Below are 16,776 nucleotides of genomic sequence, written 5' to 3' on the forward strand. Positions count from 1 at the left end.
TACATAATAAAAAGACAGTGAACATCTCTGCTCTTTCTCTGCTTACATCACCTTTATTACAAAATATTCTAAAAAAACAGTCTTTTCTATTGTAAGAGAGGGTAAATCATAGGATAATAAAAAGAAGATATTGTAAGGAGGAAACAAGGATGCATGCCTACATTGAAGAACTTTATCGCATTTGTAATCACCACCCATTAGAAGAGAAATTGGTCATTGTGGACTCACATGTGACAGGAGAAGAAATCTATCAATCTTATGTTCAATATGGTTTTTCATTCATGAACCTAAAAATAAAAACTATCAAGGACCTGGCTTTAGAAGTAACAGAAATATACGGGGACAGAGCATCTTCGCCTTTAGAACCCACTTTAGGGCATCATTTAACTTATTATCTCTTAACCCAATTGAAGGAAGAAAATCAGTTGATTTATTTTAGTGGTATGGAAATTACACCTTCTTTCAGCAAAAAAATCTATCAAATGATTTCTGAACTTCGATTAACAGGATATACAAGTGAAAATTTGCCTCAGCATACCTTTATTTCCAATGATAAGGCCCAGGATATAAAACAGATTTTAGCTCGATTTGAACAAATCATAGACGCCCATCAACTTAAGGATCAAGCATCTTTATACCATCAAGCTATACAAGTCGTGACAAAACCTTCAAGACTCCATACATTCTTCAATCGAATTTACATCTATCTAATTTGGAACAAACCTTTCTGGAAAAACTGCTCCCTGACAACATTTACAAACTTCCTTTACCTGAGGTGTATGGTGTGTGTGTCCCTGACCATGATGATTTACGAAGTATCAACTGGTGCGAACCGACTTCCTTTAGCTATTTATATCAATTAGAAAGTATTAATACGAGGCCGAATTTATCAATATATTCGGCAAAAACTGAAGAGATCGAAATCAAACATATTCTTTCTCAAATAAAAGAGCGTAAAGTACATTTTGATTGCTGCGTTATCTTTTATACAAAACTAGAACCTTATCTTACTACTCTCTTTCAATTATCAGAACAGAAACAGATTCCGGTTACATACGGAGATGGTTTGCCTCGATCTTTCAGTCGCCCGGGAAGATTGGTTCACAGCATTCTTGAATGGATGAATGAACAATATAGTGTCCGGGCATTTCTTCACTTATTGCAGGAGGGACTGTTTGTTTTACCGGACCAAGCCCCTTCCATAGTAAGAATTTCAACGCTTCTGCGTGAAGCGGACATAGGCTGGAATCCGGCTCGTTATCAACAACAATTAAATCAGCTGGTTAGAAAATATGAGTATAAGATAAGTTCAACTTCTAAATTACAACGAAGAAAGGATTGGGAAGGGAAATGGCGTGATTTATTGTGGTTAAAGGATTGGTTCATTGAACTTTTTCGTAAGCTCCCAGCTATAGATTCCATCATTCATGAAAAAGAAATGCTGAAATCGATTTATTTTATCGTAGAAAACTATGCAACTACGATTTCTACCATTGATCAATCGGCAAAGGAAACCATTCTTAATCATTTGGACAAACTAACTCCGTACGCCGTCGAAGCACTGAATAGGTATGATATGTTTGAAAAGGTTAGCGACCTCTTAAACTCAATAAGAATTCATAAATCGGCTCCAAAACCTGGTCATTTACACATTGATTCCTATCAGAGGGGAACTTATTATAATAGAAGCCATGTTTTTATTGTTGGAGCAGATAATCAGTCCTTTCCGGGTATGCCATCTGAAGATCCACTGTTACTGGATGAAGAACGACAAAACCTCAATTCTAATTTAAAACGAATGAAGGAAAAAGGAGAGGAAAATCAATATACGATGTTGCAATTACTGGCTTTGACAGACGGTCCTGTTTCTATTAGTTATTGCAGCTTCAATGTTCATGAAAATCGACCGGTCCAGCCATCTTATTTATTTTTGCAATGTTACCGTGCAGTAACAGAAAATACCCTAGCTGATTTTAAGGAGCTTAAAAACCTTTCTTCCCCGTCCATACCAGAGGATACCTTTGATGATAAGGACTATTGGCTCTCGTTTCTGAATCAACAGGAAGGATATCGGCTGGAGGATCAGGTAAAACATGAATATAGGAATGTAATGTATGGAAGTCAAGCAGACAAAGCGCGAAGGATGGAACAGTTTACAGAATATGATGGGCGTGTGAATATAGACGTGTCTGAGTATGATCCCCGAAGAAATCCTAACCGTACATTGACGGCCGGTAAATTGGAGAAATTAGCAAGCTGCTCCTACGCTTATTTTCTAGAAGAAATTTTACAAGTTAAACCAGTAGAAGAATATACATATGATTCCTTTGCATGGCTGGATGCTCCCACAAGAGGAACATTATTGCATTCTATTTTTGAGACCTTTTATCAGAGATTGTATAAAAATCGTCAAAAGCCATCATTCTTATTACATCAACAGGAATTACATACATTAGCCCATCAATTAATAGACGAACAAAAAGTGGTCCAGCCACCTCCTAATGAACGAGTCTTCCAGCGAGAAACAGAAGATATTATACAAGCTTGTGACATCTTCCTTAAAGAGGAGGAAGAATTTTCACAAACAAATGATGCTCTGTATTTTGAATACTCATTTGGGGTAGGTGAAGCAGAACCAGCAGAAATTAAACTGCCTTCGAATGAGAAGATTCTCATTTCAGGAAAGATTGATAGGGTCGATCAATCAACGGACGGGTCCTTTCATATAATCGATTATAAAACAGGGAGTACCTATAACTATAAGGACTATGAAAGCTTTAAAGGTGGACGTCAGCTTCAGCATTTTATTTACGCTTTAGCCATTGAACAGCATTTAAAATTAGAACAAGGTGCTGTGAAAGAAAGCTCCTATTTCTTCCCTACATCAGAAGGGAAAGGGAGAAGATTTAGTCGAAAACAAGATGCAGCATTACGAAAAAACGGTCTGGATATCTTAGAAAAACTGATTGATGTCATTAAAAGTGGTCAATTTTCCATGACAGATAATCCAAACGATTGTCATTTCTGTCAGCTCAATTCTGTTTGCAGGAGAAGCTTCTATGATGCGGACACACTCGAAGCAAAACAGATGGATCCAGCCCAAGAAGGTGTCAGGAAGTTTAAGGGGGTGCGCAATTATGACTAAGGAAATTATTGATCAGGATGCACGAACGAAAATAGAACAGGAGCTTTCGACCAATTTCCTCATTGAGGCTGGTGCTGGCTCGGGAAAAACAACCAGTCTTGTTAGTCGAATGGTTAACCTGATTTACACAGGCACCTGTAGAGTCGAGGAAATAGTTGCAATCACCTTTACGAAAAAGGCAGCGGATGAATTGAAATTACGTTTTCAATCCGAAATAGAAAAGGCATGGAAGAAGGAACAACAATTAACAAAACAGAAACGGCTGGGTGAGGCATTGCAAAGGATGGATCAATGTTTTCTTGGAACCGTACATGCTTTTTGTGCAAAGTTGTTACGCGAACGCCCTATCGAAGCGAATCTGGATATAAATTTTCTTGAATTAGAGGATAATCAGGATCGTGAATTACTGGAAGAGTCCTGGAATCAATTTTTACAATCCATTCAAGATAAAAACCCTGAAGTACTGGATAACCTGCTAGAAAAGGGTATACGAGTAGATAATCTTTTTGAAAATGTAAAAATGATGAAGAATTATCCGGATGTAGAATGGGTGACAACCCCTATAGCTAAACCAGATTTACAGGATACGTTTAAAACGTTAAAAAGATTATTAAATGACGCTAAAAGAGCACTCCCGAAGAAGGAGCCTCAAAAAGGGTATGATAAACTACAATCTTCCATCACATCAGCATTACGGAAAATAAGGCATATACATACTAATCAGGACAAAGATATTATCGATGTATTTGAAGAATTTGATAAAAATTTGAAGCCTACCTATAATCGATGGGAAAATAGAGAGGATGCAGAATTTTATTATACACAATTAACCCGTCTTTTTGAGGCTGAAATTGCTCCTTTGATGAAGCAATGGAGGGAGTATATCCATCCAATGGTCATATCTTTTATACATGATGCTTTGGAAGTATATGAAAAAGTAAAAAATGAACGTTCATTGCTTAACTTTCAGGATTTATTACGGAAAACAAACACCTTATTAAAAGAACATACTGAAGTTAGAAAATATTTTCAACAAAAATACCGTTATCTCTTAGTGGACGAGTTCCAGGATACCGATCCCATACAAGCTGAAATGATGTTTTATCTTACCAGCGTGAATACAAATGAAACAGAATGGACAAGATGCGAGCCTTTGCCTGGATCTTTGTTTGTTGTAGGGGATCCGAAGCAGGCTATTTATCGTTTTCGCCGAGCAGATATGGACACCTATAATCGTGTGAAGGAATTAATGATTGAACAAGGTGGAGAAGTTTTGTCCTTAACCATGAATTTTCGAACCTTAAACAGCGTCACCGAAAAATTAAATCAAGTGTTTGAGCAGCAGTTTCCAAAAGCAGAAACGGCTTATCAAGCAGCTTATCGACCTTTAAATGCTTTTCACAAAGATAAACAATCAGACTTTTATGGTATTAAAACGCTAACTGTACCAGAAGATTATTCCAAGAAGGATGAAGTAATTCAAAAGGATGGAGAGAACATCTCACAGGCCATACAACAATTGCTGAAACAGGGCTTTCAGGCAAAAGATTTCATGGTTCTTACCCGTTATAACGAAGGAATCGGCCGTTATGCACAGATTTTAGAAAAGAATGGACTTCCAGTAAGCGTTAGTGGGGAAATGATCATTGGTGACATGGTGGAGTTTAAGGAATTAATGATTTTGTTAAAAGCTTTAATTGACCCAACAGATGCAGTGATGTTTACAGCAGCTCTAAGAGGGATTTTCTTTGGTATTAGTGATGACGAATTATATCAGTGGAAAAAAGCTGGCGGACGATTTTCCATTTATTCAAAGGTACCCAATCAGCTTAAATCTAAAGCGAAAGATAAATTCTCTATCGCCATTACCAGGTTAAAAACCTATTATCAATGGGTGCGTAATCTTTCTCCGATAACAGCTATCGATAAGGTGATTGAGGATATTGGATTCTATCCATTGCTTGTGATAAACAAACACGGTAGACAGGCTCAAAAAAGTCTGTTACAAATACTTGAAGCGATACGGCAAAATAATGTCAAAGGAATCTCTAATTACAGAAACATTTGTACATTACTTGAAAAAATGGTTGAAGAGAAAACCACGGTCATAAATATGGAGGAGGAAACAGATGCTGTTCGAATTATGAACATTCATAAATCCAAAGGGCTTGAGGCACCCATTGTATGCCTGGCTCATCCCTGGAAACATGTTAATCCTGAAACGTCTATAAGGCAGCATATTAAACGCGATGATTTTTCATCAAAAGGATATTTTGCCTTTTCTAAAAATACTGGAACATTTCATAAAAAGTCGTTGGCTATACCTCTTCAATGGGAGGAGTATAAACAAGAAGAGCTCCGTTATTTAACTGAAGAAGAAGCCCGGATATTGTATGTTGCTGCAACACGGGCAGAAAGGGCTCTAGTTATTAGTAAGAGTGCCAGGAATAATAAGAAGAATCCCTGGAAGAAACTATTAGAGGTAACAGAGATTGAAGATATGAACTTGTTAGAAGAGAAAAAGGGGCTTCATGTACCCAATGAGAAAATCATAACCTATGAAGATTATATGAAAAGAAATCACAATCAACTTGAATGGATGAAGCAAAGTGAAATTCAATCTTTTGCATCTTTTACTCCGACAACAAATAAAGAGTATGAAGAAGTGCTGGATTTAGATAGAGAAGCTGGTGGCGGGAAAGAATGGGGAACAATCATTCATACTGCCTTAGAACATATTGTAAAAGGAAATCCCATTGACCGATTAGTTCCAAACGTACTGTCGAGCTATGATATGTCAGCGGAAAGAGAAAAGAAAGTGTACGATTATATAAAGCATTTTAAACAGTCTGATATATGGCATGATCTTCAGAAGGCTGAGACTTTTTATACCGAGGTGCCATTTGGTTTACGGGTTGAAAGAGGAAATCCACTTTATCACCTCATTGCTACTAATGAGCATGTAGATGTCTATCATGTAAAAGGGATTATCGATTTGGTGTATAAAGTGAATAACCGGTGGAATATCGTTGATTATAAAACAGACCGCATCAAAAAAGAACAGGATTTAAAGAAGGTTAAAGAATTTTATCAAGCACAAATCGTATTTTACCAGAAAGCCTGGGAATATTTGACGAAAGAACCTACGGATGCTCAAATTTGGGGGCTATTTTCACACTCCTATTAAAGAAAATACTACTATTAATGGAGCTGTAGTTAGTGGGACACCGCAGGTTTTGGAAAGATCCTTTGGATTCGTTTTGTTAACATATTTTTATAGAAAAACAACCACACTTGTTGTTTACTTACTAGTGTGGTTGTTTTTCTACTCGCTTGTCTGAAATGTGCGTTTTTGTTTTATATTCACCATGTAAAGTACAGCGGTAAGTATGGACTGTAACGGTACGGTAAACGTGATAATCATGATAATGATAGCTGACAAGGGTTTGTACCTTCTTTTTATACGTATCAACTAAATGTTCCTCAGAATGGGAATGTACTTTTTCCCAATCGTGCGTAATGCCTTTCTTTTTATCAGCTTCAATTGCTGAAGATACGTCTGGGTAAAAGACTATGCCGGTTATCAGCCCTAACCCCATTAGCCAGTTTTTCATTTATTTTCACCTTCCTCAAATACAAGGATGATAAGTAACGTTTATAACTTAGTCTGTCCCAATAAAGAAGGTTTTATAATATATCTTACTACTCTACGGTTAAACTTTTAGCTAAATTTCGGGGCCGATCAACGTTATAGCCTCTCACCGTACCCGAATAATAAGCGAGCAGTTGCAATGGTATTGCAGCCACAATGGGCATAAGAAGGGAATGGGCCTCCGGAATATACATAATTTCATCAACCACTTCTGTAAGTGCGTCATCACCTACTGTAGTAATACCAAATACATATCCATCTCGTGTTTTTAATTCCCTTATGTTACTTACCATTTTCCCTTTTAAATGGGGCTGGGTAGCAAGAGCGATGATGGGAACACCAGGGGTAACTAACGCCATGGTTCCGTGTTTGACCTCACCAGCCGCATATGCGTTGGCATGCAGGTAAGCCACTTCCTGTAATTTTAATGCCCCTTCTAAGGCCAGAACATAATCCAATCCGCGGCCAATCAAAAACAAGTTTGGCTGATCCTCTGTCACCTGAGCAAAGGAATCGATAGCGTCCTCAGTCATTACCAATGTCTGATCGACAATATCGGGTAATTCCTTCAAAGCTTCTATTAATTCCTTTAAAAACATCTCGCTCGGACTTTCTGTTTGTACACATAAGTGAATGGATAGCAAACTTAATACTGTAATTTGCGAAGTATAGGCTTTTGTTGCTGCTACTGCCAATTCAGGGCCTGCATTCATTGAAATTAGGCAATCGGCCTGACGTGCAATATTACTCCGCTTGTTATTGGTAATCGCGATGGTTTTCGCCCCATTAGATTTAGCCTCTTTTAAGGCAGTTAGTGTATCTGCAGTTTCCCCTGATTGACTTAACACAATCACTAATTTGCTTTCGTCCAATTTTCCATGCTCGTAAGTAAATTCAGAGGATAATGATACTTCAACAGGAATAGACAGTAATTTATCCATAATGCTTTTTCCAACCATTCCAGAATGATAGGAGGTACCATTACCAATAATGTCAATTTTATTAAACCTTTCAAAGGAGTGTGTGTCTAAAAATGTTTCAACTTCAGGTAGATAGACCTTATCATTTTTGATTCGGTTTTCTAATGTATTTTTTAAAGAAGCAGGCTGCTCTAATATTTCCTTTAACATAAAATGGTCATATTCGTTTAGAAGAATTTCTTCTTTATTCCATTCAATATAAGCTTTCTCAGGTATAATTGGTTCCCCATTAATGGTTTCAATGGCTATGTCTTCCCCCGTAATAATGGCGATTTCATTATTTTTAATGGGATACGTTTCTTTTGTATAGGTAAGTAAGGCTGATACATCAGATGATAAAAAAGCCTCATTTTGACCAAAACCAACGATTAAGGGATTTTCCTGTGAAATACCAATAATCATATCAGGATTTGAGGCAGACATAATAGCAAGCGCAAAGGAGCCTTTCAGCATAGGTAGCACGTTACGTACAGTCTGGATAAAATCGCCTGTATCATACTTTCGAAGTAAATGTGGAATCACTTCTGAATCAGTATCGGTTACAAATGAGTACCCATCTGTTATAAGGTCCCTTTTTAGGGCATGGTAGTTTTCGATAATACCATTATGTACAACAAAAAATTGTTGGTCTTGATCTGTCAATGGGTGAGAGTTTTTAGCAGAAGGGTTTCCGTGTGATGCCCACCGGGTATGACCAATTCCAAGATTCCCATGTAAGATTGAATCAAGTTGTAGCGACGCTTCTAAATCTTGTATTCTACCCTTTTCTTTTCTCACTTCAACATGATGACCATCTGAGACGGCAAGACCTGCAGAGTCATACCCCCTGTATTCCAGATTCATTAAGCAATGAATTAAAACTTCCTGAGCTGAACGCGTACCTAAATAACCAACAATTCCACTCATGATTTATCACTCCATTTTGCATATCTCATGTATTATTATAGTAAAAATGAAAGAAAAAGGATATATTTTACTCTTTTGATGAGGATAACATGTTGTTGTGCGTTTTGTGTGACTATTATCACAAATTCATTTATAATAAAGATAAATTGATATATAAGCGGAGTATCTTTTAAAATCTACTCATATCTTGACACAGGGAAAACTCCCGGCTTTGCTTTCAACAGTTATCGTTGTTAGCAAGACCTTACCATTTATCAAAGAATGGTAGGTCTTTTTTAAAATACAATGCTTTAAAAGGAGAATGATGGATATGAATAATCCAATGATGTTTAAACATATGCCAAACTTTGTCAAAAGGGAATTGGAGGCTATTACAGAAACGATTGAACCTTATATTAAAAAACATTCAAAATATATTATATTTGCCGTTCCACTTATAACGTTTGCGATTTTTAATTTATTTTTCTATCTATTTACCGGTGGATGGTATCTTGATATGATGCCTACACTAGCTATTTATGCCTTAATGGCCGCAATTGGTTTAGCTCTATTTAAAGAGTCTAAACATGTGAAGAAACAGATTGAGACCATTAGTATGGAACAAATGATTAAGCGTATTAAAAAGAGTGAACACATGAATGATTACAGTAAGACCACCTACATCAATTCAATCAAAGAACAGCCGAAATATGGCTTCCAAGCCTTTATAAACTTTTTAAATGAGGAAAATAAGCGGAAGCAGAGAATGTTTGGCAATTAATGAAGAACTTGGGAGATAAAACTCTCAAGTTCTTTTTACTAGCCCTATTTTTGTATAGCTTGTTGCTATCTATACACTTCATTAACGAAACAAAAATGTAAAAACAACTTTTTTAGAAAGTAGCCTTTTACTATCATTGTATGTTACAAATGAAAAGTTTTATTTCATTTTTATACGGAACGAACGACAGGATGGGAGGAAGGTATATGTACATAGCAGGTCAAAAAGAAATGCAGCAAATGGACCATTATACGATTAACAATCTGGGCTTACCTGGTTCTGTACTGATGGAGAATGCCGGGGCTAAAGTAGTTGATGAAATTAAACATGAGTCTCCCAAGCAGTCAAAGATTCTAGTGCTTGCTGGAAGTGGAAATAATGGCGGAGACGGATTTGTTGTGGCTCGCCGATTATTTGATCTGGGATATGATGTTCTTCTATGTTTAATGGTAAATCCGGACCGCATAAAAGGAGATGCCAAAATACATTTTGATGTCTATGTAAATCGAAAATTGCCGCTTCTTTATTTCTCAGAAACTTCAATAGATACCTTAACATATAAAATAAAACAAGCAGATGTGATTGTCGATGCTATTCTGGGAACTGGTTTACATGGTCCTGTTCGAAAACCGTTAAACGAAGTCATATCTTCTGTCAATGAGTGTGCTGACGATAAAATGATTGTTGCTGTCGATATACCATCGGGGGTTAGTGGTGATACTGGAAAAGTAGAAGGTGAGGCCATTAAAGCCAAGAAAACCATAACCTTTGTTTGTCCTAAAAAAGGTTTCTTTCTTAATCAGGGTCCTGAATACATTGGTGACTGGAAAGCTGTAGATATTTCTGTACCAATATCTAATGCAGAAAAGCTGGAATTGGATTTACCTTCTGTGATAACAAAGGAGTTAGTAAAGGACTCTATTCCTGCTCGACCTGCAAATGGCCATAAAGGTACTTTTGGACATGTCCTGGTGATCGGGGGTTCAAGTTCTTTTATAGGAGCTCCGATCTTTACAGCAAAAGCGGCTTTACATAGTGGAGCTGGTTTAGTTACTTTAGCCATTCCAGAAAGTATTTATCCAATCGTAGCCAGTCAGAACCCAGAGTCGCTTTTGATGCCACTGCCTGATGACCATGGTTATATTAATCAAAGTGCTATAGATAGATTGAGTAATCAACTTGAGACATTTGATACGATTGCTATAGGTCCTGGTATGGGACGAATTCCAAATGGAGAACAATGGATGGCTTCTTTTATTCGAAAACTGGATAATCAGCAGCTTGTTGTGGATGCAGACGCATTATTTTTACTTAGACATCATTTGGATAATATGGGTAACCTTAAGGGGAATGTGGTTTTAACACCACACCCCGGGGAAATGGCAAGGTTACTAAATACAAACGTCCAGGAAGTAGAAGAAAGCCGACTGGATATAGCAGCAACCTTTGCCCCAAAATATAATCTATACTTACTCTTAAAAGGTCATCGGTCCATAATTTCTACGCCGGAAAATGAGATATGGATTAATCCTTATGGTCATGATGCGCTTAGTAAAGGTGGAAGTGGTGATGTGTTAACAGGGTTAGTTGCCTCGTTATTAGCTCAAGAATCTAAGCCGCAAAATGCTTTAATTGCTGCAACATATCTGCATGCTAAAGCAGGGGAAACGCAAGCTGAGAAATGGTCACGTCATGGGGTTACCCCATGGGAACTTATTACCGGCATAAAAGAAGAAATAAATCGTATTTCTGGAGATTAGTAAGAAAAAGGAAGATCTGTCTAGAAAAAAGACAGATCTTTTTTTACGCCCTCTTTCACCGTATTTATTCCTATATCTATCGGATGAATCGAAGGGTTTTCTCACAATACGTATAACAAAAGTATCATTTTATGTTAGGAAAACTTACATTAGTGGTGACAAATGATTGTTATTAAGATAATCTTATATATATCATTTAAGAGAGGAGTCATTAATTTGAAAAACAATTGGATTGTTCAGGGTTCAATTGTTGTGGGATTTTTAATGATTGGTTCTGGAATTACACAAATTTTTCAAATACCATTACCAGGAAGTGTAATGGGAATGATTTTATTATTCCTATTTTTATTAGCGGGTTTTATAAAGCTCGATTGGGTTGAAGATTTTACATCTTTTCAGTTAAAACATCTGACCATACTTTTTATCCCTCCTATCGTTAATCTGTTTTTCTCCTCAAATTTTATAAGTGTTTTACAGTGGCATCTTTTTCTTATCATGCTTGTTAGCAGTATCTGCTGTCTGCTGGGATCAGCTATAGCTGTTGAGTTATATGAAAGAAGAAAAAGGAGATGTTCAAAATGATAACCTTATTCGGAGCAATTCTATTTACGGTTTCCATTACAAGTTTATGTTATCACTTTGGTATTAGACTTTATCGGAAATATCGAAAAGGATGGCTGAATCCACTATTTACTTCATCTTTATTGCTTGTTAGTTTATTATTCACCATTCATCTAGACGGAGAAACCTATCAACAAGGGAGCTCAGTTTTTCATTTATTATTACAGGTTGCTGTTGTATCACTAGCCATCCCTCTATATAAGCAATGGGGTTTTTTGAAAAAGAATCTTAAAAAAATCATTTTAGGGGTGGTTTGCGGAACGATGATGGGTGTTGTTGCTGTGTCTGTAATGGCAGGGGTTATCTTCCACTTGCAGGAAGAAGTAGTAGCATCACTAATTCCCAGATCCATTACATTACCAATCGCATTAACGATTTCCCAATATTTAGGGGGCGCTTCCTCTGCAACCGTCATTTTTGTCATTATGTCAGCCCTTATCTCGTTAATGATTGGCCCCATTCTATTAAAGCATTTAGGTATAAATAGTAAAGCAGCAAAAGGATTAGCTATGGGGACATCAGCCCAAATGATTGGTGCGAACCGTTCTTTGGATTGGGGAGAAGAAGAAGGCGTGATGGGGAATGTTGCAATGACAACTTCTGCATTATTTTTATCGGTTAGTCTTCCTTTATTAACCTTGGTGATGAATATATGAAAGAGCAGACATTAGTGAAATTAGCAGGTGAAATTATCGAATTGGATGTAAAACGAGATGAATTGTTTGAACAGCTCATGAGTCAAATTGGTACTGAAGCGTATGGTTTTTTACGACTTATACAAAATCACTATATTCCAGGTGGAGGTGTTAGTGAGGTGAAAAATCAGTTGCGTGAAGCTGTGGAGATGCTCAAAGAACATTATATTCAGCAATTAATCAAAGCTGGTATCTATAATCCAGAAGATAAAGAAGTATATTCACTTACATTAACTGAATTACACCAGCTTGTTGAAAAATACTCTGTTCAATGATTTCTCTAGTCGAGGTATTAACATTAACATATACCATTATGGGAGGTAGGAGGTTTGTGACATCATATAAAGAAAAAAAAGTAATCTCAATTGGGACTGTCAAAGAATTAACGGGGTTAACGGAGCGAAAAATCCGATACTATGAAGAGCGTGGTTTAATTTTTCCTGAAAGAACAAAGAAAGGAACGAGGAAATATTCATTTGCTGATATTGAAGAGCTAATGAATATTGCCAATAAAAGAGAAGAAGGAGTACAGACAAGTGAAATTAGACAGGATATGCAAAAAGCGAAGCAAAAAGGAGGTGTTCGCGATCAAATGCTTCGTGGGCAGTTAAATGCTCATTTCAATTTAAGAAAATAGCAGCGCTGGAGACTAAAGGTTTTCAAGCAAACGAAAAGGAACCCTATTAATAGACGAATAGGGTTCCTTTTCGTTTGGTCCCCATTATTTTTTAGACAGGTTCTTCATTTTCGTGTTTCCAGGTCGTTTCACTTCCGGTAATTGGACATTTAGGAAATGTGTCATTCTCATTTAATTTTGCAATTTCACCTGATTGACAAATATACTCCCCGGTCAATGGTACACCTTGGCCGGTTCGATATTCCCGGTATTCCTCTGTCATGAAATATCCCACCTCTCAAATATGTTCCCAACTGTAGTTTGTTTATGGCTTGAAAAAATTATTCAATCTTCTTATCTGACTTGAAATTTTACTAACTCATTCTAAAATAAAAGTAAATAGTAAGATATTTGGAGTGGAAGAGATGTATCAAGATAAAGAACTAATTTTACGCCCAATTGAAGAAAGAGATATGTATGGATTATGGGAGCTTAATTATAAAGAGGAAAATCCTGAATGGAAAAAATGGGATGCCCCTTATTTTAATCTTGTTCATATTCCTTATGAAAGGTTTCTTGAGAGAAAGGAAAAATGGGTTAATCAGGAAGATCGTTGGGTCATTGAAGTAAGTGGTAAGGTGATTGGAACAGTAAGTTATTATTGGGAGCATAAGGCTTCATTGTGGTTAGAGGTGGGGATTGGTCTTTATGATTCACATTATTGGAGTGGTGGGTATGGAACAAAAGCTCTTCGCATATGGATCAATCATTTGTTTTATACATTCCCCCTCGTACGAGTTGGATTTACCACCTGGTCAGGCAATCAACGAATGATTAGAGTGGGAGAGAAGCTTGGCATGACCTTGGAAGCAAGGCTTAGGAAATGTCGGTATTATAATGGGAATTTTTATGATTCTATCCGCATGGGTTTATTACGAGACGAATGGGAAGAACTGTCCTTTTACCATGAATCATTGTGAAAAACACTCCAAAGGTTAGATTTTGTCTAACTTTTGGGGTGTTTTACTATAGGGAGTGTTTTAATAAAAGAGGAATTGAACGAAAGATACAGAAGTATTATCTAAGGGGGTGTTTATATTGACAGGTATCAACTTACAAAGAGAAAATGAAAATCTTAAAGATGTAAATCGTGAGTTGGATGCCATTATTGAAAATTCATATGATGGAATCTATATTACCGATAAAAATGGAATTACCTTAAAAACGAATTCTGCTATCGAGCGGATTACAGGCATTCCAAAAGATTATTATATTGGTAAACATGTTGATGATTTAATCAAACGAGGCATTCTAAAAAACTCTGTAACCAATAGAGTAGTAAAAGAAAAGAGAACCGTTTCTTTGGTACAGCATAATTACGAAGGTAATGAAACTTTGCTAACCGGAACCCCTGTATTTAATGAAAATGGAGAAGTAAAAAAAGTAGTGACTAACATACGGGACTTATCTGAGCTTAATACCTTACAGAACAAGTTAAGAAGAGTAAACCAATTAAACACGCAATATAAGAAGGAATTAGAACGATTAAAAAATAAACCTGATCAAGTAAATGGAATCGTTACCAAAAGTGAGCCAATGAAACGAATTTATGATACGGCCAATCGTATTGCCGACATTGATGCTACGGTTTTAATACTGGGGGAAACAGGAGTTGGGAAGGATGTACTTGCCCAATATATTTTCACCAATAGCAATCGTTCCAAAAAAGGTGATCTGATTAAAGTAAATTGCGGAGCCATTCCTTCTGATTTATTAGAGTCTGAATTATTTGGTTATGAAAGAGGTGCTTTTACAGGTGCGAGCAAAGACGGGAAACCGGGAATGTTTGAGTTAGCTCATAAAGGTATTCTATTTTTAGATGAGATTGGCGAACTTCCCCTTGCTCTTCAAGTGAAACTTCTTCGTGTACTTCAGGAAGGTGAAATCCAGAGAATTGGAAGTACTAAGCCTAAAAAAATTGATGTACGTATCATCGCAGCAACAAATCAGGATTTAAAGAAAATGGTGAAAAATGGGGATTTTCGTGAGGATTTATATTACCGGCTAAATGTCATTCCGCTTGAAATACCATCCCTCAGGAAGAGACAAGAAGACATTTTCCCCCTCATCCAGCGGTTTTTAGACGAAGTAAATGATAAATATCAACTAAACAAACAAATCGATTATGATTTAAAGGATTTCTTTTTATCCTATGAATGGCCAGGAAATATTCGGGAACTAGCTAATTTAATCGAAAGGCTCGCTGTAACGACACGGAATGAAACGATTACCATTGAAAATTTGCCTGACGAATATCTAACGAGTAAAACCATTAAAACCAATCACATTGTTCCACTAAAAGAAGCTGTTGAAATAGCTGAGAAAAGAGTAATAGCTCTTGCTGCCGAAAAATATTCTAATACATATGACTTAGCAGAAGCATTAAATACGAGTCAGCCAACGATTGTAAGAAAGTTAAAGAAGTATAAAATTCAATTAAGATAAAGAAGTTCATAAGATATATAATGTTGGTCTTTTTGAATTCTCCATAGGTTCTTTTAGTTTTACAAAGGAGATTCATTATCGCATTAATGATTCAACAATGAATTGGCTAATATTATCAGTTTTCTTCTCAAATAATTCAAAAATGAATGAATAGCAATTTGAAGCAAATAACAAAACGAAGAAGTAAAATAATTCTTATTTTTTTGGATGTGGATTTTATAAGCTTCAGGAAGTTTATGAAGAGAAAGTATGTACATTTTTAAAAAATTGGCACAAATTTTGCATCTATATAAATTGAGTAGCAGAATCCCTAAAAGAGTAATCAAATGAGGTGCTTAAGTCATGAACACAGTGGATATGTTTCATTTAAAAGGAAAAGTAGCACTGATCACGGGCGGGGGAAGAGGAATTGGAAAGCAAATCGCGGAATCCCTTTCAGATGCTGAGTGTTCCATAGCCATTTGTTCCAGAAAACTGGAAAACTGTAAACAAACAGCTGAAGAATTACAGGAGAAGGGCATTCAGGTAAAAGCTTATCAATGTGACATAACCAATGAAGAAAAAGTGGATCAGACAGTTGAATCAGTACTGAAGGATTTTGGCAGAATTGATATTTTAGTTAATAATAGCGGAACAACGTGGGGAGAAGATGTAGAAAATATGCCTCTTGAAGCATGGGAGAAAGTTATGAATGTAAATGTTACAGGAACATTTCTAATGTCAAAAGCAGTAGGTAAACAAATGATTGAACAAAAGGCTGGAAAGATTATAAACATTGCCTCAGCGGCAGGTTTAAAAGCAGAACCTCCCGAAGTATTGAATGCGATTGGCTACAGTACCAGTAAAGCAGGTGTTATTCACTTCACAAAGGACTTAGCCAGAAAATGGGCAAAACATAAAATCTATGTAAATGGAATAGCTCCTGGTTTTTTTCCAACCAAAATGACAAAAGTCGTACTTGATCGATATGAAGATCAAATTAAAGAACAGAATCCACTTCAAATGCTTGGAAATGATAACGCTATCAAAGGAGTCGCTCTTTTACTTGCTTCAGAAGCAAGTGACTATATAACCGGACAGATTATTAGTGTAGATGGGGGTAGTACATTGTAGATTTTAATAGTTTAAAAGAATAG

At 36.5% G+C, this 16,776-nt stretch carries 15 protein-coding genes and 1 pseudogene; 13 read left to right on the forward strand and 3 right to left on the reverse strand.

What is annotated here, in order from left to right; translation table 11 throughout:
* Positions 1 to 149: 149 nt before the first annotated feature.
* The 3 genes from BMX63_RS07100 to BMX63_RS07110 are packed head-to-tail and all read left to right on the forward strand — an operon-like array spanning position 150 to position 6,332.
* Positions 150 to 863 (forward strand): hypothetical protein, encoded by a 714-nt coding sequence (locus BMX63_RS07100; RefSeq protein WP_093133396.1) that lies wholly within the window; start codon positions 150 to 152, stop codon positions 861 to 863.
* The gene (locus tag BMX63_RS07105) at positions 785 to 3,145 is read left to right on the forward strand and encodes a PD-(D/E)XK nuclease family protein (RefSeq protein WP_143060124.1); all 2,361 of its coding nucleotides are present in this window, start codon (positions 785 to 787) and stop codon (positions 3,143 to 3,145) included. The genes BMX63_RS07100 and BMX63_RS07105 overlap by 79 nt, the downstream gene beginning before the upstream one ends.
* Positions 3,138 to 6,332 carry a UvrD-helicase domain-containing protein gene (locus BMX63_RS07110; protein WP_177167229.1) on the forward strand — a complete coding sequence of 1,065 codons (3,195 nt, stop codon included), beginning with the start codon at positions 3,138 to 3,140 and terminating at the stop codon, positions 6,330 to 6,332. Before BMX63_RS07105 ends, BMX63_RS07110 begins: the two co-directional genes overlap by 8 nt.
* A gap of 121 nt (positions 6,333 to 6,453) precedes the next feature.
* Here BMX63_RS07110 and BMX63_RS07115 read toward each other — a convergent pair whose 3' ends face one another.
* Both BMX63_RS07115 and glmS read right to left on the reverse strand, forming a co-directional pair.
* Positions 6,454 to 6,759 (reverse strand): hypothetical protein, encoded by a 306-nt coding sequence (locus BMX63_RS07115; protein WP_093133403.1) that lies wholly within the window; start codon positions 6,757 to 6,759, stop codon positions 6,454 to 6,456.
* Between the two features lie 88 nt (positions 6,760 to 6,847).
* Positions 6,848 to 8,683, reverse strand: a complete 1,836-nt coding sequence (gene glmS / locus BMX63_RS07120) for a glutamine--fructose-6-phosphate transaminase (isomerizing) (RefSeq protein WP_093133404.1) — start codon at positions 8,681 to 8,683, stop codon at positions 6,848 to 6,850.
* Positions 8,684 to 8,993: 310 nt separating this feature from the next.
* Between glmS and BMX63_RS07125 the strand changes: the two genes are divergently transcribed.
* The 7 genes and pseudogenes from BMX63_RS07125 to BMX63_RS07150 all read left to right on the forward strand — a co-directional run bounded on the left by BMX63_RS07125 (position 8,994) and on the right by BMX63_RS07150 (position 13,156).
* Positions 8,994 to 9,443 carry a DUF5392 family protein gene (locus BMX63_RS07125; protein ID WP_245732760.1) on the forward strand — a complete coding sequence of 150 codons (450 nt, stop codon included), beginning with the start codon at positions 8,994 to 8,996 and terminating at the stop codon, positions 9,441 to 9,443.
* A 206-nt stretch (positions 9,444 to 9,649) separates the two neighbouring features.
* Entirely contained in the window at positions 9,650 to 11,203 is a 1,554-nt protein-coding gene (locus BMX63_RS07130; RefSeq protein WP_177167230.1) for an NAD(P)H-hydrate dehydratase, read from the forward strand.
* Between the two features lie 216 nt (positions 11,204 to 11,419).
* On the forward strand, positions 11,420 to 11,785 hold the full coding sequence (locus tag BMX63_RS07135) for a CidA/LrgA family protein (protein ID WP_245732761.1): 366 nt from the start codon (positions 11,420 to 11,422) through the stop codon (positions 11,783 to 11,785).
* Positions 11,782 to 12,480, forward strand: coding sequence for an LrgB family protein (locus BMX63_RS07140; protein ID WP_093133412.1), 699 nt, complete (start codon positions 11,782 to 11,784; stop codon positions 12,478 to 12,480). The genes BMX63_RS07135 and BMX63_RS07140 overlap by 4 nt, the downstream gene beginning before the upstream one ends.
* Positions 12,477 to 12,608, forward strand: a pseudogene (locus BMX63_RS18460) (hypothetical protein); the annotation flags it as partial. The gene BMX63_RS07140 and the pseudogene BMX63_RS18460, both read left to right, overlap by 4 nt.
* 60 nt (positions 12,609 to 12,668) lie before the next feature.
* A complete protein-coding gene (locus tag BMX63_RS07145) occupies positions 12,669 to 12,794 on the forward strand; it encodes a Fur-regulated basic protein FbpA (RefSeq protein WP_245732774.1) in 126 nt (41 codons plus the stop codon).
* A gap of 38 nt (positions 12,795 to 12,832) precedes the next feature.
* A complete protein-coding gene (locus BMX63_RS07150) occupies positions 12,833 to 13,156 on the forward strand; it encodes a MerR family transcriptional regulator (RefSeq protein ID WP_093134064.1) in 324 nt (107 codons plus the stop codon).
* A gap of 91 nt (positions 13,157 to 13,247) precedes the next feature.
* Here the strand turns inward: BMX63_RS07150 and BMX63_RS17990 are convergent, their stop codons facing one another.
* Entirely contained in the window at positions 13,248 to 13,418 is a 171-nt protein-coding gene (locus BMX63_RS17990; RefSeq protein WP_177167231.1) for a hypothetical protein, read from the reverse strand.
* 142 nt (positions 13,419 to 13,560) lie between these two features.
* Here BMX63_RS17990 and BMX63_RS07155 point away from each other — a divergent pair, with 142 nt between their 5' ends.
* The 3 genes from BMX63_RS07155 to BMX63_RS07165 all read left to right on the forward strand — a co-directional run bounded on the left by BMX63_RS07155 (position 13,561) and on the right by BMX63_RS07165 (position 16,753).
* Positions 13,561 to 14,115: a GNAT family N-acetyltransferase gene (locus BMX63_RS07155; RefSeq protein ID WP_093133416.1), complete on the forward strand. Its 555-nt coding sequence runs from the start codon at positions 13,561 to 13,563 to the stop codon at positions 14,113 to 14,115.
* Positions 14,116 to 14,233: 118 nt separating this feature from the next.
* Positions 14,234 to 15,640, forward strand: coding sequence for a sigma-54 interaction domain-containing protein (locus BMX63_RS07160; RefSeq protein ID WP_245732762.1), 1,407 nt, complete (start codon positions 14,234 to 14,236; stop codon positions 15,638 to 15,640).
* A gap of 342 nt (positions 15,641 to 15,982) precedes the next feature.
* A complete protein-coding gene (locus BMX63_RS07165; protein ID WP_093133421.1) occupies positions 15,983 to 16,753 on the forward strand; it encodes an SDR family oxidoreductase in 771 nt (256 codons plus the stop codon).
* Positions 16,754 to 16,776 lie beyond the last annotated feature (23 nt).

This window comes from Salinibacillus kushneri (assembly GCF_900111405.1).
In the GTDB taxonomy this organism is placed as follows: Bacteria; Bacillota; Bacilli; order Bacillales; family Alkalibacillaceae; genus Salinibacillus; species Salinibacillus kushneri.